The sequence below is a fragment of the Parapusillimonas granuli genome (genome assembly GCF_013416525.1).
In the GTDB taxonomy this organism is placed as follows: Bacteria; Pseudomonadota; Gammaproteobacteria; order Burkholderiales; family Burkholderiaceae_B; genus Parapusillimonas; species Parapusillimonas granuli.
In genome coordinates this window covers 12247-32421 of sequence record NZ_JACCEM010000012.1, presented here as the reverse complement: position 1 = coordinate 32421, position 20175 = coordinate 12247, and the positions used below count along the sequence as shown (strand labels likewise).

General features: G+C 67.4%; 19 protein-coding genes. 16 read left to right on the top strand and 3 right to left on the bottom strand.

Features of this window, described 5'->3' with window-relative positions:
• Positions 1-111 precede the first annotated feature (111 nt).
• Complete coding sequence (locus H0A72_RS19315) at positions 112-750, bottom strand: hypothetical protein (RefSeq protein ID WP_343060217.1); 639 nt, start codon at positions 748-750, stop codon at positions 112-114.
• Between the two features lie 194 nt (positions 751-944).
• Here H0A72_RS19315 and H0A72_RS19310 point away from each other — a divergent pair, with 194 nt between their 5' ends.
• From H0A72_RS19310 to H0A72_RS19300, 3 genes are read left to right on the top strand one after another with little or no spacing between them, the layout of a single operon-like run.
• Positions 945-3371, top strand: coding sequence for a 3-hydroxyacyl-CoA dehydrogenase/enoyl-CoA hydratase family protein (locus H0A72_RS19310; protein WP_180158147.1), 2427 nt, complete (start codon positions 945-947; stop codon positions 3369-3371).
• Positions 3372-3385: 14 nt separating this feature from the next.
• Positions 3386-4594: an acetyl-CoA C-acyltransferase gene (locus H0A72_RS19305; protein ID WP_180158146.1), complete on the top strand. Its 1209-nt coding sequence runs from the start codon at positions 3386-3388 to the stop codon at positions 4592-4594.
• 2 nt (positions 4595-4596) lie between these two features.
• Positions 4597-5415 carry an alpha/beta fold hydrolase gene (locus tag H0A72_RS19300; RefSeq protein ID WP_180158145.1) on the top strand — a complete coding sequence of 273 codons (819 nt, stop codon included), beginning with the start codon at positions 4597-4599 and terminating at the stop codon, positions 5413-5415.
• Between the two features lie 5 nt (positions 5416-5420).
• Here H0A72_RS19300 and H0A72_RS19295 read toward each other — a convergent pair whose 3' ends face one another.
• Positions 5421-6155, bottom strand: coding sequence for an IclR family transcriptional regulator domain-containing protein (locus H0A72_RS19295; RefSeq protein ID WP_218953406.1), 735 nt, complete (start codon positions 6153-6155; stop codon positions 5421-5423).
• A gap of 199 nt (positions 6156-6354) precedes the next feature.
• Here H0A72_RS19295 and H0A72_RS19290 point away from each other — a divergent pair, with 199 nt between their 5' ends.
• The 6 genes from H0A72_RS19290 to H0A72_RS19265 are packed head-to-tail and all read left to right on the top strand — an operon-like array spanning position 6355 to position 12796.
• A complete protein-coding gene (locus H0A72_RS19290) occupies positions 6355-7584 on the top strand; it encodes a CaiB/BaiF CoA transferase family protein (protein WP_180158144.1) in 1230 nt (409 codons plus the stop codon).
• Between the two features lie 51 nt (positions 7585-7635).
• Positions 7636-8490 (top strand): HpcH/HpaI aldolase/citrate lyase family protein, encoded by an 855-nt coding sequence (locus tag H0A72_RS19285; RefSeq protein WP_180158143.1) that lies wholly within the window; start codon positions 7636-7638, stop codon positions 8488-8490.
• Between the two features lie 2 nt (positions 8491-8492).
• Positions 8493-9761 carry an acetyl-CoA hydrolase/transferase family protein gene (locus H0A72_RS19280; RefSeq protein ID WP_180158142.1) on the top strand — a complete coding sequence of 423 codons (1269 nt, stop codon included), beginning with the start codon at positions 8493-8495 and terminating at the stop codon, positions 9759-9761.
• On the top strand, positions 9746-10531 hold the full coding sequence (locus H0A72_RS19275) for an enoyl-CoA hydratase/isomerase family protein (RefSeq protein WP_180158141.1): 786 nt from the start codon (positions 9746-9748) through the stop codon (positions 10529-10531). The genes H0A72_RS19280 and H0A72_RS19275 overlap by 16 nt, the downstream gene beginning before the upstream one ends.
• Before the next feature lie 51 nt (positions 10532-10582).
• Entirely contained in the window at positions 10583-11755 is a 1173-nt protein-coding gene (locus H0A72_RS19270) for an acyl-CoA dehydrogenase family protein (protein ID WP_180158140.1), read from the top strand.
• Positions 11756-11809: 54 nt separating this feature from the next.
• Complete coding sequence (locus tag H0A72_RS19265; RefSeq protein ID WP_180158139.1) at positions 11810-12796, top strand: Bug family tripartite tricarboxylate transporter substrate binding protein; 987 nt, start codon at positions 11810-11812, stop codon at positions 12794-12796.
• A gap of 34 nt (positions 12797-12830) precedes the next feature.
• Here the strand turns inward: H0A72_RS19265 and H0A72_RS19260 are convergent, their stop codons facing one another.
• Positions 12831-13697 (bottom strand): LysR family transcriptional regulator, encoded by an 867-nt coding sequence (locus tag H0A72_RS19260; RefSeq protein ID WP_180158138.1) that lies wholly within the window; start codon positions 13695-13697, stop codon positions 12831-12833.
• A 114-nt stretch (positions 13698-13811) separates the two neighbouring features.
• On the opposite strand from H0A72_RS19260, the gene H0A72_RS19255 reads away from it, so the two are divergent.
• Genes H0A72_RS19255 through H0A72_RS19225 form a run of 7 tightly spaced genes read left to right on the top strand, consistent with a single transcriptional unit; the run spans position 13812 to position 20174 of the window.
• Positions 13812-14555, top strand: coding sequence for a succinate dehydrogenase/fumarate reductase iron-sulfur subunit (locus H0A72_RS19255; protein WP_180158137.1), 744 nt, complete (start codon positions 13812-13814; stop codon positions 14553-14555).
• Position 14556: 1 nt separating this feature from the next.
• The gene (locus H0A72_RS19250) at positions 14557-14913 is read left to right on the top strand and encodes a succinate dehydrogenase/fumarate reductase transmembrane subunit (RefSeq protein ID WP_180158136.1); all 357 of its coding nucleotides are present in this window, start codon (positions 14557-14559) and stop codon (positions 14911-14913) included.
• Positions 14910-15272 (top strand): succinate dehydrogenase, cytochrome b556 subunit, encoded by a 363-nt coding sequence (sdhC, locus tag H0A72_RS19245; protein WP_343287145.1) that lies wholly within the window; start codon positions 14910-14912, stop codon positions 15270-15272. Before H0A72_RS19250 ends, sdhC begins: the two co-directional genes overlap by 4 nt.
• Positions 15273-15275: 3 nt before the next feature.
• Positions 15276-16154, top strand: a complete 879-nt coding sequence (locus H0A72_RS19240; RefSeq protein ID WP_180158135.1) for a fumarate hydratase — start codon at positions 15276-15278, stop codon at positions 16152-16154.
• A gap of 11 nt (positions 16155-16165) precedes the next feature.
• Positions 16166-16774, top strand: a complete 609-nt coding sequence (locus H0A72_RS19235) for a fumarate hydratase C-terminal domain-containing protein (protein ID WP_180158134.1) — start codon at positions 16166-16168, stop codon at positions 16772-16774.
• The gene (locus H0A72_RS19230) at positions 16771-18507 is read left to right on the top strand and encodes an L-aspartate oxidase (protein WP_180158133.1); all 1737 of its coding nucleotides are present in this window, start codon (positions 16771-16773) and stop codon (positions 18505-18507) included. The genes H0A72_RS19235 and H0A72_RS19230 overlap by 4 nt, the downstream gene beginning before the upstream one ends.
• Positions 18504-20174 (top strand): thiamine pyrophosphate-binding protein, encoded by a 1671-nt coding sequence (locus tag H0A72_RS19225; protein WP_180158132.1) that lies wholly within the window; start codon positions 18504-18506, stop codon positions 20172-20174. The genes H0A72_RS19230 and H0A72_RS19225 overlap by 4 nt, the downstream gene beginning before the upstream one ends.
• The last annotated feature ends 1 nt before the right edge of the window (position 20175 follow it).

Sequence of the window (20175 nt, the reverse complement as noted above, 5' to 3'; positions counted from 1 at the left end):
CAGGCGAGCGGGCGCGCAATAAAAATAAATAGGGGTCCGTCCCCATTTATTGACAGGCTATTTTTACAAAAAAATAAATGGGGACGTATCTAATCCATTGAAAAAAAAGGGTCAGGCCCGAGACGGTGCCTGACCTGCGCCGGCTTTGCGCGGGCGCCCGCGCGGCGCGGGCGCAACACGGCGGCTGGCCCGGGTCGCCAGATGCGCCAGGAAATCGGCCCCGCCCACCGCCCATTGCCCGAACAGCGCGTTCTGGATGCGCTGCGCATCGGCGGGCGGCAGGCCTTGGGCCAGCCGGTCCCGATAGCGGGCCTGGCGGGCGAAGGGCGTGTTGCCGTCCGCCCAGTAATCGTGGTGATCTCGGAGCAGGGTGCCCGCGCCGCGGCCGACGTGCTCCTGCGCCGACGACCATGGCCAGGATTCCGCGCGGTCCACATAATGCAACTGCGCCGGCAGGGACTCTAGCCACACCATGGCCGGCAGCACCCAGCTGCCGGGTTCGACCAGGGCGCTGCGGTAGCGGCCCGCGAAGACCCGGCCGCCGGCCGATGCGGCGGCGATCCGCCTGCCCAGGGCCTGCACCAGCCTGGGCATGCTGCGTTCGTCGGGCGGCGTGGCCAGCAGGGTGATGCGGTCATTCAGCAGCAGCCAGGCGTGCAGCGACACCTTGCATTCGCGCGCCTCGCGTTCCAGCATCGCCAGCAAGGCGTCGAGCTCGTCCGCCGGCGTGGGGTCGGATGCGCGCGCCAAGGGGTGTGCGAACCGCGCCTCCACCAACTGTGGAACCGACGGGGCATAAAGGCGTGGCAAACGGGCCATGGCGGCGTGTGTGGCGGGTGAAGAAGAAATAATTCTAACGTGTGCACGCCCTGACGGAATCAATTAATCTAGGGCCGTACCTCCTAAGCTTTAGGTTCTCGATGCATTCAACAGGGAGTATGTCTATGCAGCCGACCCTACCAGCCCAAGGCGCGCCCCTGCGCATACGCCGCATCGCCGTCTGCGGCGCGGGCGTCATGGGCGCCCAGATCGCAGCGCACTGCGTCAATGCGGGCCTGCCCGTCGTGCTTTTCGATCTGGCCGCCAAAGAAGGCGACAAGAGCGCCATCGCCCGGAAAGCCATCGACCAATTGCGCCAGCTGAGTCCGGCGCCGTTGGGCACGCCGGATCTCGCCGCGCTCATCGAGCCGGCCAATTACGACGAGCATCTGGGCCGGCTGCGGGAATGCGACCTGGTCATCGAAGCCATTGCCGAGCGCATGGACTGGAAGCGCGACCTCTATCAAAAGATCGCGCCGGCCCTGCGCGCCGACGCGCTGCTGGCCAGCAATACTTCCGGCCTGTCCATCACCGAACTGTCCGGGGCGCTGCCCGAGGCCTTGCGCGCGCGCTTCTGCGGCGTCCACTTTTTCAACCCGCCGCGCTACATGCCGCTGGTCGAGCTCATCCCCACCCGGGACACCGACCGCGGCCTGCTCGACGTCCTGGAAACCTTCCTGGTTTCATCGCTGGGCAAGAGCGTGGTCCGCGCCCGGGACACGCCCAACTTCATCGGCAACCGCATCGGCGTCTTCGGCATCCTGTCGGTCATGGAGCAGGCGCGGCGCTTCGGCCTCGGCTACGAGCTCGTCGACGACCTGACGGGCGCGCGCCTGGGCCGGGCCAAGTCCGGCACCTTCCGCACGGCCGACGTCGTGGGCCTGGACACCCTGGCCCACGTCGTCCGGACCATGCAGGAACAGTTGCCGGAAGACTCCTTCCATGCTCATTTCGGCTTGCCGCGCGTGGTCGCCACGCTGATCGAAAAAGGCGCGCTGGGCCAGAAGACGGGCGCCGGCTTCTATCGCAAGGAAGGCAAGGCCATCCTCAAGCTGGATCCGGACAGCGGGCAATACGTGCCCGCCGACGCCAAGATCGACGACAGCGTGGCCGCCATCCTGGCCGAGCGCGATCCGGCCAAGAAGCTGACGGCGCTGCACGAGTCCCAGCATCCGCAGGCGCGGTTCCTGTGGGCCGTACTGCGCGACATCTTCCACTACAGCGCGGTCCACCTGGCCGACATCGCCGATAACGCCCGCCAGCTGGACCTGGCCATGAAATGGGGTTTCGGGCACGAGCAGGGGCCTTTCGAAATCTGGCAAGCTGCCGGCTGGCAGGAAGTGGCCGGCTGGATCGCCGCCGACATCCAGGCGGGCGAGGCCTTGTCCAGCCGGCCGCTGCCGGACTGGGTGATGCGCGGGCCGGTCTGGGAAGCGCGCGGCGTGCACACCGCCGCCGGCTCCTGGAACCCGCGTGACGCGCGGTTCGAAGGGCGCAGCACCCTGCCCGTCTACCAGCGGCAGGTGGGCGCGCCGCGGCTGGCCGGCGAAGCGCCCGGCCTGGAGCGCAAAATCGTCTTCGAAGACGAGGCCGTATGCGCCTGGACGCTGCCGGCGCCGCATCCGTCCGACGTCTTGCTGCTGTCTTTCAAGACGCGCATGCATACGCTCAGCCCGGAAGTCGTCCGCGGCATCATGCACGCGGTGGATCTGGCCGAAGCGTCTTTCGCGGCGCTGGTCATCGGCCAGTTGGGCGATCCCTTCTCCGCCGGCGCCGACCTCAAGGCCCTGATGCCGCTTTTCGCGCAGGGCGGTCCGGCCGCCGTGGCGCCCATCGAACAGGAAATGCAAGACATGGTCATGCGCCTGCGTTATGCGCAGGTGCCGGTCGTGGCGGCACTGGCCGGCATGGCGCTGGGCGGCGGCTGCGAACTGTCCGTGCATTGCGCGCATCGGGTGGCGCATTTCGAAACCTACATCGGCCTGGTCGAGACCGGCATCGGCCTGGTCCCCGGGGCCGGCGGCCTGACCTGGGCGGCCAGGCGCGCGGCCGAGCTGCAGGCGCTGGGCGCGCCCGACGCGCCTCTGCTGGCCTATCTCAAGAAATTCGCCCTGGCCATCGCCGGCGCCCAGGTCTCGGCGTCCGCCCCGGACGCCCAGCGGCTGGGCTTCCTGGACCCTTCCGACACCATCGTCATGAACCGGCATGAATTGCTGTACGTGGCCGTGCGCGTGGCGCGCGCCATGGCCGAGTCCGGCCGGCGCCCACCCCTGCCGCGGCCCTTCCCGGTGGCGGGGCGCGACGCCCTTGCCACGCTGAAGGGCCAGCTGCTGAACATGAAGGTCGGCGGGTTCATCTCCGACTACGACTACGTCGTGGCCGGCGAGGTGGCCGATGTCCTGTGCGGCGGCGACGTCGATCCCGGTTCGCTGGCCGACGAGGCCTGGATGCTGGCCCGCGAGCGCCGCGCGTTCCTGGGCCTGCTGGGCCGGCCTCAGACCCAGGAACGCCTGATGGGCTTCCTGAAGACCGGCAAGCCGGTGCGCAACTGACACGGGGGAAAAGCATGTCCACATTGCAACAGGCATATATCGTCGCCGCCACGCGCAGCCCCATCGGCAAGGCGCCGCGCGGCGTATTCGCGCACACCCGTCCCGACGACCTGCTGGCCAAGGTGATACGAGGGCTGCTGGCCCAGGCGCCGGGGCTGGACCCCGCCGCCATCGAGGACTGCATCGTCGGCTGCGCCATTCCCGAAGGCCCACAGGGCTTCAACGTGGCGCGCATCGGCGCGCTGCTGGCGGGCCTGCCGGTGTCCGTGGCCGGCGTGACGGTCAACCGCTTCTGCGCATCGGGCCTTACCGCCATCGCCATGGCGGCGGACCGCATCCGCGTCGGCGAGGCCGACGTCATCATCGCCGCCGGCACCGAGTCCATGAGCCAGGTGCCCGTCATGGGCGTCAATACCAGCTTCAGCCCCGAAATCTTCGCGCGCGACGAAAACCTGGGCATTGCGTACGGCATGGGCCTGACCGCCGAACAGGTGGCCGAGCGCTGGAAGGTCTCGCGCGAGGACCAGGACGCCTTCGCCCTGCGTTCGCACGAACGCGCGCTCGCGGCGCAGCGGTCCGGCGAGTTCTCCGACGAGATCCTGCCCATCGAAGTGGTCCGCCGCACGCCCGATCCGGCGCTGGGGGCGGACGCCGGCGGCATCCAGGAACGGCGCCGCACGGTCGAGCTCGATGAAGGCCCGCGCGCCGACACCAGCATCCAGGCGCTCTCGCGCCTGCGCCCGGCATTCGCCGCCAGGGGCAGCGTCACCGCGGGCAACAGCTCGCAGATGTCCGATGGCGCGGGCGCCCTGCTCGTGGTGTCGGAACGCGCGCTGAAAACGCACGGCCTGCAGCCCATCGCGCGTTTCGTGTCGTTCGCCGTCAAAGGCGTTCCGCCCGAAATCATGGGCATAGGGCCCAGGGAAGCCATTCCGCAGGTGCTCAGGCAGGCCGGGCTGAGCTTGGGCAACATGGGCTGGATAGAACTGAACGAAGCCTTCGCCGCCCAGGCGCTGGCCGTCATCCGCGAGCTCGGTCTCGACCCGGAAATCGTCAACCCCCTGGGCGGCGCCATTGCCCTGGGGCACCCGCTGGGCGCCACCGGCGCCATACGCGCCGCCACCCTGGTGCACGGCCTGCGCCGGCGCAAGCTGGACTACGGCATGCTCACCATGTGCGTCGGCACCGGCATGGGCGCCGCCGGCATTTTTCAGAGGATGTGACCATGGACACTGTCACCGGAGGGGTCGGCCTCCGTACGGGGCCGGGCCCCATGGAGCCCGTCATGGGTTCGCACCCCCTGCGCTATCGGCATTGGGCGCCGCAGTGGCCCACGCGCCCGACGCTGGTCCTGATCCACGGCCTGTTCGGCGACATGGAGTCCTGGCCCAGCCTGCTCCCGGAGGCGCTGCGCCTGGGCTTCGGCGTGCTCTGCATCGAGCTTCCCAGCCACGGTGAAAGCCCCTTCGAGGCCACGGGTTTCGACCAGGCGGCCGCCCGGGTGGCCGAGACTCTGGCGCAAGCCGCGAACGGCCCGCTGGTCCTGGTGGGGCATTCCATGGGCGCGGCCATCGCCGCCCGCGTGGCGCGGCGCGTCGACGCCGCCCAGCTGCGATCGCTGCTGCTGATCTCGCCCGCGGGCTGCGGCCCCGACATCAACCAGAGCTTCGTGGACGGCATGCTGGCCGCCGCCGACAACCGGGAGCTGGAACATGAAATCGGCAAGTTGACGGTGGTTCCCTTCGGCCTGGATGAAGCCTACCTGAACGCCTATCGGTCCCGCCTGGCCGGGCAGCGCGCCGCCCTGGCGCGATTTTGCGCCACGGTGAGCGTCAAGGGCGTGCAGCAGGTGGACATCGTGCCCGACCTGGACGCGCTCGCCTGCCCGATCACGCTGGTCCATGGCCGCGAGGACCGCATCATTCCCTGGCAGCACGCCCTGAACGTGCCGCCGCAGGTGGCGCTGCACCTTCCGCAGCGTGTCGGCCACATTCCCTACGAAGAGGCGCCCGGGCTGGTGCACGGCATCATCGACCGGCTGTAGGGCGTTTACCCGTGCCGGGCCCGATAGGCATCGACGTGACGCTTGAGAATCGCCACCAGCTCCGCCATGCGGGGCTGGACGCGCTGGTTGGGCCCGCCTATCAGTAAGGCAAAGCAGCGTCCCTCCAGAGGAAAGGGCATCGCCACCCCCCCGAGGTCGGGGGTATAGCCGCCTTCGCCGAGGAACCATCCGCGTTCCCTGGACGTCTGGATCTCCTGTTCCACGGCGGCCGCCGTGGTGAGCGTCATTTCGGTATAGGCCTGGAAGGACGTCTTGCGCAGGATGGAAGCCCGGGTTTTCTCGTCCATCTGCGACAGCAGCGCACGGCCGGTGGCCGTGGCATGCAAGGGCACGCGCTTGCCCACCGGCGCCGCATACCGGATGGGATGAGGGGATTCGACCGTTGCCACGAACGTGGCATAGGCGTCGCTGGCCGCCGCAAGGACGGCCGTTTCGCCCGTTTCCGCAGCCAGCCGCTCAAGGAGCGCATGGACGTCCTTGGGTACCGGCTGGGCTTGTTCGATCCGGTTCACGAGATCCGCCAGCAGCGGGGCCGGATAGTAGCCGCCTTTGGGGCGAGGCTCATACAGATAGCCGCGTGTTTTCAATGTGCCGAGCAGCTTGAAAGTGCTGGAACGCGGCCAGCCAAAGTGGTTCGCAATGTCGGCAAGCGTGGCCGGGCGCTGATGCGCGGCGAAGAACTCCAGGAGTTCAAGGACGTTGGCGGCTTGCTTGTTCACGATGGCTGATTCTTCCGTATGGGGACGCCTGAATTTCGACCGTAAGCATACACCACCGCCTTCCCGCGCCCGGAAAGGAATAGCCCGTTTGTGTCTGCGCATCCGGGTTATCACCATGCAAGAGGAATTGATCATTAGTTCCCATACAGGTATTATTTGTCCACACACAGGAACAAAGAGATTTTTCAAGGCGAGGATGATGGAAGCAAAACTGGCGCATGGGCCGCTGACCGGCATACGGGTGATCGACATGACGTCCGTGCTCATGGGGCCTTTTGCGTCGCAGGCGCTGGGGGACATGGGGGCCGACGTCATCAAGGTGGAAGCGCCCCAGGGGGACCTGGTCCGCGAAATCGGCCCCGCGCGCAACGACGGCATGGGGCCGGTGTTCCTGAACGCGAACCGCAACAAGCGCAGCATCGTGCTGGACCTGAAAAGCAAGGAGGGCATGCAGGCGATGCACCGGCTGCTGGAAGGCGCCGACGTCCTGATGTACAACGTTCGGCCGCAGGCGATGGCGCGTCTCGGGCTGGCCTACGAAGACGTGGCGGCCGTCAATCCTCGCATCGTCTATGCGGGGCTGTTCGGATTCGGGCAGGATGGCCCCTACGCCGCCAGGCCCGCGTACGACGATCTCATCCAGGGCGCGGCGACGCTCTCTTCCCTGATCGCACAGGCCTCGGGCGGCATTCCACGCTACGTACCCACGGCGATCGCCGACCGCGTGGTGGGCATCACCGGGGTCAACGGCATCCTGGCCAGCCTGCTGGCCCGCGAGCGCACCGGGCGCGGCGACAAGGTGGACATCCCCATGTTCGAAACCATGGTGGGCTTCGTCATGGGCGACCACATGGGCGGCCTGACTTACGAGCCGCCCCTGGATCGCGGCGGCTATGCGCGGCAGCTGTCTCCCGAGCGGCGCCCCTACCAGACCCGCGACGGCCACATTTGCGCGCTGGTCTACACCGACAAGCAGTGGCGTGGGTTTCTGCGCGAGATCGGCCGGGAAACGCTCATGGAGGAAGACGCCCGCTTCTCCACCTATGCCCAGCGGTCGCAAAACGTCGATTACGTCTACGGCGTCCTGGCGGGCATTTTCATGGAGCGCTCGACGGACGACTGGATGCGGTTGCTCGAACGCGCCGATGTGCCGTTCATGCCGCTGCACACTCTGGAAAGCGTGCTCGAAGACCCGCACCTGAAAGCCACCGGGTTCTTCCGCATCGTCGACCACCCCACCGAGGGCGCCATCCGCAGCATGCGTGCGCCCATGGTCTGGAAGAACAATCCGCCCTCCGAACCGCGTCCCGCCCCCAGGCTGGGGCAGCACACTCGCGAGGTGCTCGCGGAACTTGGCTATCCGCCCGAACAGATCGACGTCATGGCGGCCGCCGGCGCCCGTGCCGGCGCAAGGGCCGGGGCGGGCTGACATGCCTGCCCGCGGCGCATCGACTTCAACCCAGCATACGGAGATCCCTCTATGATCCGGTCCCTGTTTTTCGCACCCGCCAACCGTCCTGACCTCGTCGTCAAGTTTCCCCGATTTTCCGCGGACTGCAGCGTGATCGACCTGGAGGACGGTACGCCGAGCGGTGAAAAAGCGGTCGCGCGCACCGCGCTGGCCAAAACGGTGGACGGCGCCCGCAAGGCGGGGCTCGCCGGCATGCTGGCGGTGCGCGTGAACGTGCCCGATTCTCCCCACTATCTGGCCGACCTCGAAGCCGCCTTCGCCTGCGACATCGATGCGGTGGTCATTCCCAAGCTGGAAAGCCCGGCGCAGGCGCTGGCCGCCGTCCACTGGATCGAGCACGGCTGCAAAGGGCGCGGACGCCGGCCGATGCTGATCGGCGGGCTCGAATCCGTTCGCGGCGTACTGAACGCCGTGCGAATCTGCGACGAGACGCCGTATCTCGGCGCCGTCTACTTCGGCGCGGAGGACTTCGCCGCGGACATCGGCGGGCGCCGCACGCGCGATGGCGACGAGGTGGCCACCGCGCGCGGCTGGGCGGTCATGGCGGCGCGCGCGGCGGGGCTGGTCGCCTTCGACCAGGCGGTGCTCGACATTCGCGATGACGCTCTGTTCACCGAAGACGCCAGGCGCGGACGCGACATGGGCTATCAAGGGAAAATCTGTGTGGCGCCCGCGCAGGTGGCCCTGGCCCATGCCGCGTTCTCGCCCACGCAAGAAGAAATCGACTATGCCCGCCGCCTGGTCGATGCCTATGAAGCCGCCACGGCCAGGGGCATCGGTACGATAGATTTCGAAGGCAAGATGGTCGACGGCCCCCTGCTGAAGCGCTCGCAAGCCGTGCTCGCCGCGGCTGGAGCGGCCTGATCATGCCGCGCCTGGTTGCCCTCGATGAGCTGGACCTGTCCGCCTACATACGTCCCGGCGACGGCGTCGTATTCGGCCAGGGAACGGCCGAGCCGCTCAGCCTGACGGCCAAGCTGGCGGAGCAGCGCCGCAGCTATCCCGGCGCGCAGGTGTTCGTGCCCATCACTTTTTCCGCTACTTTCGACCCCAAGCATGCCGACTGCCTGCGATTTCGCGGCACGGGCGGCATCGGCAGCATGCGCAAGATGGCCGGCAGCGGGGCGCTCGACCCCATCCCTTGCCATATCTCGGCCGTGGAGCGCCTGATCGCCGACGGCCTGATCGCTTCGGACGTCGTCATGCTGCTGGTGAGCCCGCCGAACGAACGGGGGGAATACAGCCTGGGACTGGTCAACGACTATGTCCGCGCCGCTGTTTCCCGCGCCCGGGTCGTGATTGCGGAAATCAGCGACCAAGTGCCCTGGGTCTATTGCGACCAGCCATTGCGGGAAGAAGAGATCACCATTGCCGTGCGCACCGATGTCGCGCCCGCCGAATTGCCCACGGCGGCCTTCTCCGACCGGGAGCGGCGCATTGCGGCCCATCTGCAGCCTTTCATCCCGGACCGGGCCACGCTCCAGGTGGGCATCGGCGCCGTGCCGGAAGCCATCCTCGCATCGCTGGCGGACCGTTCCGGCCTGGGGCTGCATTCCGGCATGCTGGGCGATTCGGTGGTCGATCTCATCGAACGGGGCGTCATCACCAACGCCCACAAGGGCATCGACCCCGGCGTGTCGATTACAGGAGCCCTGTTCGGCACCCGCAACAAGCTCTATCGCTTCGCCCACCGGAACCCCGCCGTCCGTCTTTGCTCGACCCGCTATACGCACGACCTCCGGACCCTCTCCGGCGTGAAGAATCTGGTGTCGTTCAATTCGGCGCTCGAGGTCGACCTCACCGGCCAGGTGAACGCCGAAGCCATCGGCGCCAACCATATCGGGGCGGTCGGCGGTCAAGTGGACTTCGTGCGCGCGGCCGTCCTGTCCGGGGGCGTGTCCATCATCGCGCTGCCCGCCGCCGGCAAAAAGAACGAAAGCCGGATCGTGAGCGCCCTCTCCGGCCCCGTCACGACGGCACGCAGCGACGTCGATCTGATCGCCACGGAATACGGCGTTGCCCGGCTCAAGGGGCTGGGGCTGCGTGAACGCGTCCGGGCGATGGTCGCGATCGCCGCGCCTGAACACCGGGACTCCCTCATGCGCGAGGCGCGACAAACATGGAGCGATTTGTGAAGCTGACCGATGAAGTGAAGTTTGAAGTGGTCGAGGGCGCGATTGCCGTCATCACCATCGACCGGCCGGAACGGCGCAACGCCATCAACCAGGGCGTCATCAAGGGCCTCGAGCAGGCATGGAAGCGGCTCGAGGAAGACGGCGCTCTACGGGTCGGCATCCTGACCGGCAGCGGCGACAAGGCTTTCTGCGCGGGGATGGACCTCAAGGAAGCGGCGGCCATGCGGCTGAAGGTGCCGCCGCGCGATATGTTCCCGGTGCTGGGCGATTCCATGCAAGTCAGCAAACCCACCATTGCCGCCGTCAATGGGGCGGCCTTGGCCGGCGGATGGCTGTTCGCGCAGATGTGCGACCTCTGCATCGCGGCGGATCACGCCACGTTCGGCATCACCGAGGCCAAGGTGGGGCGCGGCATGCCCTGGGCGGCGCCGCTGATCCGGATGCTGCCGCAGCGCATCTTCATGGAGGTGGTGCTCACCGCGCAGCCCCTGAGCGCCCGGCGCGCGCATGAGCTGGGCTACGTGAATGACGTCGTTCCGTTCCCGCGGCTTCTGGAGCGCGCGCTCGGCATGGCGCGCGAGATCGCGGCCAATGCGCCGCTCACGGTCAAGGCTGCCAGGGAGCTCGTCTACTTGAGCGCCGAAATGGGCCGCTCGGCCGGCTTGCGCGCCGCCCACCACCTGTTTGAATCCGTCTATTTGAGTGACGACGCCCAGGAAGGCCCGCAAGCCTTCGCCGAGAAGCGCCCGCCGAAATGGACGGGCCGGTGAACCCGGCCGGATTTTTCCATGCCATGACTTCTTACCCAGCAGGATCAGAACATGAACTTTGAACCGAGCCAAGAACACGAGTCCATACGCGTAGCGGTCAAGGCCCTTTGCGACCGATTCCCCGAAAGCTACTGGCTGGAGCGGGACGCCGACGGCGAATTTCCGCACGAGTTTTATACAGCCATGGGCCAGGCAGGCTGGCTGGGCATAGCGATACCGGAGCAGTACGGCGGCGCGGGGCTGGGCGTGCAGGAGGCGTCCGTCATGATGCAGACCGTTGCCGAATCCGGCGCCTGCCTGAGCGGCGCTTCCGCGGTCCACATCAATATTTTCGGCCTGCTGCCGGTGGTCGTCTACGGCACCGAAGAACAGAAGCGGCGCATGCTGCCGCCCATCGTCGACGGGCGGCTCAAAGCCTGCTTCGGCGTCACCGAGCCCGACGCCGGCCTGAACACGACGCGGCTGAAAACGCGGGCGGTCCGACAGGGCGACAAGTACGTCGTGCACGGCCAGAAAGTCTGGATATCGACGGCGCAAGTCGCGGACAAGATCATGCTGCTTGCCCGCACCACCGCGGTCGAAGACCTGCCCTCGGGGCGGACTTCGCATGGTCTCACGCTGTTCTATACCGACCTGGATCGCAGCAAGATAGACGTACGCCTGATCGATAAAATGGGCCGCAAATGCGTCGACTCCAATGAGCTATTCATAGACGGCCTGGAGATACCGGTCGAGGACCGCATCGGGGAAGAAGGGAAGGGCTTCAAATACTTGCTGCACGGAATGAATCCCGAACGCGTGCTGCTGGCCGCCGAAGCCGTCGGCGTCGGGCGCATCGCCTTGCGGAAGGCAACGGGCTACGCGGCGGAACGCAAGGTGTTCGACCGTCCCATCGGCATGAATCAAGCCATCCAGCACCCCCTGGCGCGTAACTGGGTGGAGCTCGAGGCCGCCCAGCTTCTGACGGCGAAGGCCGCCTGGCTCTATGACAACGGCCGCGAGTGCGGCGCCGAAGCGAATGCCGCCAAGTACTACGCCGCGGAAGCGGGGTTCCGGGCCTGCGAGCAGGCCATCCTGACTCACGGCGGCATGGGGTATTCGAAGGAATTCCACGTCGAGCGCTATCTGCGTGAAATCATGATCCCCCGGATTGCGCCGGTGAGCCGCGAACTGATTCTCAGCCATATCGCCGAGCGTGTGCTCGGCCTGCCCAAGTCGTACTAGAAGGTCCGCGCCCCGTCAGGGCCGCAGCGCCTATAACCACAAAGGAGACACAACATGTCGAACAAGAGAATATACCGCCGGACGCTGCTGGCGCTGGCGCTTTCATCGCTGATGCTGCCCATGGCCGGCGCCTGCGCGGACACATGGCCCAGCAAGCCCATCCGCCTGATCATTCCGGCGGGCCAGGGCGGCAGCGCGGATCCGCTCGGCAGAATGGTGGGAGAAGCCCTCGGCAAAGCGTTCAATCAGCAGGTCGTCGTGGAGAACCGGCCCGGCGCCAATGGAAACATCGGCGCAAGTACCGTCGTGAAGTCCGAACCCAACGGCTATACGCTGCTGCTCGGCTGGACCGGCACGCTGGTTCCCGTCGTCACCATGTACGACTCCAAGCCGTATCATCCGCAGCGCGATCTCGATCCCATCGTCCTGGTGGCCTCGGTACCGAACGTCATCGTCGTCCAGCCGTCCTTGGGCGTGAAGACGTTCCAGGAACTGGCGGACTATGCGAAGAAGAATCCCGGCGCGCTCAATTTCGGCTCGACCGGCAGCGGCAGTTCATATCACTTGTCGGGCGAGCTGTTCAACAAGGTCATGGGCGTATCGATGATCCACGTGCCGTACACCTCGCCGGGCGCCGTATTCACGGACCTGGTGGGCGGGCGCCTGCAGCTGGCCTTGCCCGGCATCACCGCCGCGGCTCCTTTGGTCGGCGATGGCCGGCTGAACGCCGTGGCGGTGATGTCTGCGACGCGCTCCGATGTCATGCCCGACGTCCCCACCACGACCGAGCTCGGTCAGCCCGAGCTGAAATCGGAGACCTGGTTCGGCCTGCTGGCGCCCAAGGGCACTCCGGCCGACGTCAAGCAGAAGATCAACGACGCCCTCAACACGGCGCTCAAGACTCCGGAGTTCCGCGGCAAGCTGGTCCAGATGGGCTTCACCACCATGGGCGGCACGTCGCAGCAATTTGCCGACACGCTGGCCGAAGACATAAAGAAATGGGGCGAGATCATCAAGTTCTCCGGAGCGAAACGCGATTGAGCCCGGGCCGCGTGTCCGGGCCGCGCAACCCGCCTCAAGCCCGATCCGCCACCAGCGCGCACAGCGCCTGGGTGACGGCCTTCTTGCTGTGCTCGCGCCGTTCCAGCATGCCGACGCCCCGCAGGATGGCCGGGCCGGGCAGGTCTTTGACGACCAGTTGCTGTTCCGACCATTCCGCATTGGCCAAGTGCGGCACGATGGCGACGCCGTAGCGTTGCCGGACCAGCTGCGCGATGGCTTCTATGGAGTTGAGCTCCAGCGCGATATTGGGCGTGATGCCCAGCTGCTCCAGCGCGAAGCTGACCAGCCTGCCCGTCCAGAGCGAGCGGTCGAACTGCAGGAACGGTTCGTGCAGCAGCAGGTCCAGGACGGAGCGGCGGACCATTTCCTGGGGCGCGATGAGCACCAGCCTTTCCTGGTAGAACGGCGTCCATATCAGCCCAGCCGGCACCGCGTAGGGCGGTTCCGCCACGACGGCGGCGTCGAGTTCGCCCTTGGCGACCATGCGGGCGAACTCGCCCGACTGGCCCGCCAGCAGCCGCAAGTCCAGCGCCGAGTATTCCCGCTTGATGCGCGCCAGCGCGCCGCCGAAGGAGCCCATCAGCGCGGAGACCAGGGCGCCGACATGCAGCGTGCCGCGCAGCACGCCACCGGGCTGGCTGAGCAAGTGGTCGTAGTCGGCCACCAGTTTTTCCAGGCGTTCCAGCACCCGCCGCCCGTCGGGCGTGACCGCCAGCGACTGCGGACCGCGCTCGAAGAGCTTGACGCCCAGCTCGCTTTCCAGGTTCTTGATCTGCAGGCTGACGGCGGCCTGGGTCAGGCCGACCTGACGGCCGACTTCGGCGAAGCTGCTCAGCCTGCCGGCCGCCAGCGCGGTACGGAACTGCCTTATCGACGACATGAGAGTTGGCTATAAAAATAAATTGGCCTGTCCAAAATAATTAATAGTTTTACTTTTGTCAACACCGGAGGCATCATAGGAAGACCCATTTCCCCCGTATCGGAAACCACAGCCATGAGCGAAACCTCTTCCACCCTGAGCGTCGAAGTCTGGCGCGGCGGGCAGAACGGAAGCTACCAATCTTTTGAAGTGCCGCGCCGCGCCAGCCAGACGGTGCTGGACGTCGTCACCCACATTCAGCGGCAGATGGATCCCACGCTGTCCTACCGTTTCGCCTGCCGCGTCGGCATGTGCGGCTCCTGTGCCATGCAGGTCAACGGCGTGGCGCGCTGGACTTGCCGCACCCACGTGTCCAAAGTCGCGAAAGACGGGCGGCTGCGGCTGGCGCCCTTGTCGAACATGCCCGTGATCAAGGACCTGGTCGTCGACATGGACACTTTCTTCGAAAAAATCCAGGCCGCGCACGGCCGCTTCAAGGGCGAACACACGCGCCACGAGCCTGTCGCGCTGGTCAAGCCCGACAGCCCGGCCCGCCAGGAAGCGGACGCCGGCATCGAATGCATAGGCTGCGGCGTATGCTATTCGTCCTGCGACGTCGTCACCTGGCGGCCGGACTACCTCGGGCCCGCCGCGCTGAACCGCGCCTGGACCCTGGTCAACGACGAGCGCGACGTCGACGGCGGCCGGCTGCTCGCCGTCGCGGGCGACGCGGGCTGCCATTCCTGTCACACGCAGGGCTCCTGTACGCTGCGCTGTCCCAAGCAGCTGTCGCCCACCGCCGGCATCGCCGGGCTCAAGCGCATGGCGGCGCGCGCGGCCATGCGCGGCGAACTCGGCAACGAAACCGGAGGCGCATGACATGGCGGGCATCAACGTCAAGGCGGCGCGCCGCTGGTATTGGCAGCGCATCACGGCCATGGCCATGGCCCTGTTCGTCGTCATCCACATCATCGTCATGGTCTACGCCATACGCGGCGGGCTCAGCGGCGCCGAAGTCCTGGCGCGCACGCGCGGGAACGTCTTGTGGGCGGGCTTCTACGGCGCTTTCGTCGTGCTCGTCAGCGTGCATGCGTCCATAGGCGTGCGCAACGTGCTGGTCGAATGGGCCCGCCTGCGCGACGGCGCGGCGGCCCTGCTGTCCAATCTTCTGTCGCTCGCCTTGCTGGTCATGGGCTTGCGCGCGGTCTGGGCGGTCACGTTGGGGGGCGCGGCATGAACGGCATGAAAAAAAACGGCCTGCGCGCCCGGTCGCACGCCAGCTGGCTGGCCTTCTTCCTGCACCGGGTCTCGGGCGTGCTGCTGACCATTTTCCTGCCCTTCCATTTCTGGACGCTGGGCCTCGCGCTGGAAAGCGAAGCGGCCCTGGACACCGCGCTCAAATGGTACGAGCATCCTTTGTTCAAGATCGGCGAATGGCTGCTGGTGTTCTTGCTGGCGGCGCACGCCCTGGGCGGGCTGCGCCTGCTGTTGCTGGAGTTCAGCCCATGGCGCGGCCTGCGCCCGGACATGATCTCCGCCGGCGTCGCCTCGGCCGCCGCCGTATCGATCGTTTTCCTTATCGCCGCATTGGGTTGAAGCATGAAAGAAATTGACTACACGCAGGTGGAAGAGGCGGCCCGCGAACTCTACATACGCGCCTTGAAGCTCTTGCCGGACGACATCAAGACCGGCTTCGGCAATCTGCAGGCCATGGAAACGTCCGAACGGGCGCGCACCATCCTGAAAACCATGGTCACCAACATCCGCGTGGCCGAAGACAATCACAACCTGCTGTGCCAGGATACCGGCATCCCGATCTACAACGTGTTCATCGGGCGGAACGTGGCCGTGGACGGCTGGCGCATGAAGCAGGCCATCGCCAAGGGCTGCGAGCGCGCCACGCGCGAGCACCCGCTGCGGTCCAGCGTCGTGCATCCCATCAGCCGCGTGAACAATCACACGTCCTGTGGCCCCGGCGTGCCCGTCATCCATTTCGACTACGTCGAGGACGCCGACACGCTGGACATCGAAATGATCCCGAAGGGCAGCGGCTCCGAGAACAACTCCTTTCTGCGCATGGCCATCCCCGCCGAAGGCCTGGCGGCCGTGAAGCGCTTCGTCATCGATTGCGTGATCGATGCCGGCGGCAAGACCTGTCCGCCCACCATCGTGGGCGTCGGCGTGGGCGGCACGTCCGACCTGTGCGTGCACCTGGCCAAGAAAGCGGCCACGCGTCCGCTCGGGTCCGTATGCGCGGACCCGCTGGGGGCCGAGCTCGAGCGCGAGCTGTCGGCGGCGGTCAACAAGCTGGGCGTGGGCCCGCAGGGCCTGGGCGGGGACGCCACGTCCTTCGCGGTGCACATCGAACTGGCGGCCACGCACATCACCATGAATCCGGTCGCCGTGAACATGCAATGCCATTCGGCGCGGCGGGCCCGGGCGCACCTGGGTTCCGGCCGGATCGAATACGGCTTCTGAAGGAGGGAAACATGGCACATTACGACTTGACGATGCCGGTCACCGAGGAACAGGCGCGCCAACTGCGCGTGGGCGACACGGTCACCCTGCAGAAGACGCTGTTCGGCATACGCGACGCCACCTATATCGCAATGTTCGATCACGGCCGCAAGACGCGCTTCGACCTGAACGGCCATGCGGTGATCCACACCGCGCCCAACGTGCGCAAAGTACCCGTGTCGGACGAATTCCCGGCGGGCTACGAGTCCGTCTGCATCGGCACCACCACCTCTTCACGCATGGAGCGCTTCACCCGCCAGCTGATGTCGCAGTGCGGCGTGCGCTTCATCATCGGCAAGGGCGGCATGCACCAGGGCTCGCTCCAGGCCTTCCAGGAACTGGGCGGCGCCTACCTGGGCATCGTCGGCGGCACGGCCGCGCTGGAAACCACCTGGATCGAACAGATCGAAGACGTCGACCTGGACGACCTGAATCCCGAATCGCTCTGGAAATTCCGCATCCGCGACTTCGGCCCCTTGCTGGTGGCCATGGACAGCCACGGGGGCTCGCTGTACGACGAGGTGAACGACGAAGTCAAGAGCCGCCGCGACGAAATCCTGGCATCCCTGGGGGCATCATGACGCCGCAGCCCGACGTAATCAGCACCGACATCCTGGTCCTGGGCTCGGGGGGCGCCGGCCTGTTCGCGGCCCTGCATGCGCACGACGCCGACCCTTCCCTGCACATCACCGTGGCCGTCAAGGGCCTGCTGGGCAAGTGCGGCTGCACGCGCATGGTGCAGGGCGGCTACAACGTGGCCCTGGCCGAAGGCGATTCCGCCGAGCGGCATTTCATGGACACCATCACCGGCGGCAAATGGCTGCCCGACCAGGAACTGGCATGGACGCTGGTGAACAAGGCCATAGAACGCATCCATGAACTCGAGAACGAGCTCGGCTGCTTCTTCGACCGCAACCCCGACGGCACCCTGCACCAGAAAGCCTTCGCGGGCCAGACCTTCGATCGCACCGTGCACAAGGGCGACCTCACCGGCATCGAGATCATCAATCGCCTGGCCGAACAGGTGTGGGCGCGCAAGATCCACCGCCTGGAAGAGCATCGGGCCATCGAGCTGATTCCTTCCGCCGACGGGGCGCGCATCGCCGGCGTGCTGATGATAGACCTGCGCACGGGGCTGTACCGGCTGGTGCGCGCCAAGGCCGTGCTGCTGGCCACGGGCGGCGGCCCCACCATGTATAAATTCCACACGCCGTCCGGCGACAAGAGCTGCGACGGCCTGGCCATGGCGCTGCGCGCCGGGCTGGGGCTGCGCGACATGGAAATGGTGCAGTTCCACCCGACGGGCCTGCTGGCCGGATCGGACACGCGCATGACCGGCACCGTGCTCGAAGAAGGGCTGCGCGGCGCGGGCGGCTACCTGCTGAACGGCAAGCAGGAACGCTTCATGCACAACTACGATCCGCGCGGCGAACGGGCCACGCGCGACGTCGTCTCGCGCGGCATCTATGCGGAAATGCGCGCGGGGCGCACTTCGCCGAACGGCGGCGTGTACATCCAGATGAGCCACCTGGGGCCCGACAAGGTGCGCAAGCAGTTCAAGGGCATGGTCGAGCGCTGCGCCGACTGCGGCTTCGATCTGGCCGGCGGCCTGGTCGAAGTCGTGCCCACCGCCCACTACATGATGGGCGGCGTGGTCTTCAATCCCGATTGCAGCACCGAATGGCCCGGCCTGTTCGCGGCGGGCGAGGACACCGGCGGCGTGCACGGCGCCAACCGCCTGGGCGGCAACGGCGTGGCGAACTCGACGGTCTTCGGCGGAATCGCGGGCGACAGCATGGCGGCCTGGGTGCGGGGCAAAGAGCTCGTCGACGTCGACGAAGCGCGGCTGCGCCAGGCCGTCGCGGCCGCCGAGCGCCCCTTTGCGCAGCCGGGCGGCGACCTGCACGCCTTGCGCGAACGCCTGTGGGACTGCATGTGGAACGACGCGGGCATCGTGCGCGACGAGGCGGGGCTCAAGCGCGCCGCCGCCACGCTGGATGAACTCCATCGAGAACTGGAGCGCGTGGGCGTGGCCGACGGCAATCGGGCTTACAATCTGACCTGGCACGATTGGCTGAACATGGATAGCCTCATACACGTGAGCAAAGCCATCGTCAGCGCGGCGCTGGCGCGCGAAGATTCGCGCGGCGCGCACTTCCGTGAAGACTTCCCCGACGTGCGCGACCTGGAGAACTCCTGGTTCTCCGTCATGCGCCTGAAAGAAGGATCCCTGCAATTGACCAGGCAACCCGTCAAGTTCACCCGCGTCCGGCCCGGCGAAACCATACTCCTGGAAGAAGAGGCCAAGGCATGACGGCTCCGCCCCGCGGAGCCGACCTGCTGGCCCGCGCCCTGCGCCGGGCGGGGGTGGAAACCGTTTTCAGCCTGTCCGGCAATCACGTCATGCCGGTCTACGATGCGCTCTACACTGAAAAACTGGGCCTGGTCCATACCCGGCACGAAGGCGCCGCGGTCCACATGGCCGACGCCCACGCCCGGCTGACCGGGCGGGTGGCGGTCGCGCTCGTCACGGGCGGCCCCGGGCACGCCAACGCCGTTTCCGCCTTGTACACCGCCTACATGTCGGAATCGCCCGTCGTGCTGCTGTCCGGCCATGCGCCGCTGAACCAGCTGGGCCGGGGCGCCTTCCAGGAAATGGATCAGGTGGCCATGGCCCGGCCGGTGGTCAAGCAGGCCTGGGCGGCAAGCGACCCGGCCGCCATCGCCCAGGATTTCGCCCGCGCCTGCCGCCTGGCCTTGTCCGGGCGGCCGGGGCCGGTGCACCTGAGCCTGCCCACCGACGTCCTGGAAGCGCCGGCCGCCGGCGCCGCGCTTCCCGATGCCGCCGAATTCCAGGCCAGGCCCATGCCCTTGTCCGGCGACGCCGCGCACGACCTGCTGGCCCGCCTGCGCCAGGCGCGGCGGCCGCTGATCCTGGCCGGCCCGCAAGGCCTGACGGACAGCGGGCGCCGGGCCGTGCAGCGGCTTCAAGACGCTTGCGGCATGCCCGTCATCGCCACGGAAAGCCCGCGGGGCGGCAATGACCCGGCGCTGGGCGCCTTCGCGCCCTTGCTGGCGCAAGCCGATTGCGTGCTGCTGCTGGGCAAGCGGCTGGACTTCACGCTGGGCTTCGGCAAGGCGCCGGCATTCGCGGACGGCTGCGTTTTCCTGCAGGCGGACGCCGATGAAGACGAATTCCGGCGCAGCACGGAAGCCGTCGGCGACCGCCTGCGCGCCCGCGCCCGGTCCGACTTCCATTCCGCCGCGGCGGCCTTGGCGGACGCGGCCGCCGTCGGCGGGTCGCGTCGCATGGAGGCGGATTGGCCCGAACGCGTCCGGTCCGGCATCGCCTACCGGCCCGAAGCCTGGCGCCAGGCCGTGGCGGCGACCGCGGCCGGCGCGGCGGATGCGGCCAAGCCCGCCCCTTTGCACCCCGCCGCCCTGTGCGCCGCCGTCCAGCCTTTGCTGGACAGCCATCCCGACGCGGTGCTGGTGGTCGACGGCGGGGAATTCGGGCAATGGGCCCAGGCCTGCCTGCATGCGCCCCATCGCGTCATCAACGGCGCGGCGGGCGCGATCGGCGCCGCCCTGCCCATGGCCATCGGCGCCAAGCACGTCTATCCGGACGCGCCCGTGGTCGCGCTGATGGGCGACGGCACTTTCGGCTTCCATTGCGCCGAGCTGGACACCGCCTTGCGCTGCCGCGCGCCCATTCTTTGCGTGGTGGGCAACGACGCACGCTGGAACGCGGAATACCAGATCCAGTTGCGCAGCTACGGCGCCGGCCGCGCCATAGGCTGCGAGCTTCTGCCGTCGCGCTACGATCGTGTGGCGGCGGCCTTCGGCGGCCATGGCGAGCACGTGGACAAGGCGGCCGATCTCCCGGCCGCGCTGGCGCGCGCCGCGCAATCCGGCCTGCCGGCTTGCGTCAATGTCGCGCTCGACGGCCTGCCGGCGCCGGTCGTGCGCCGGCCCTCATGAG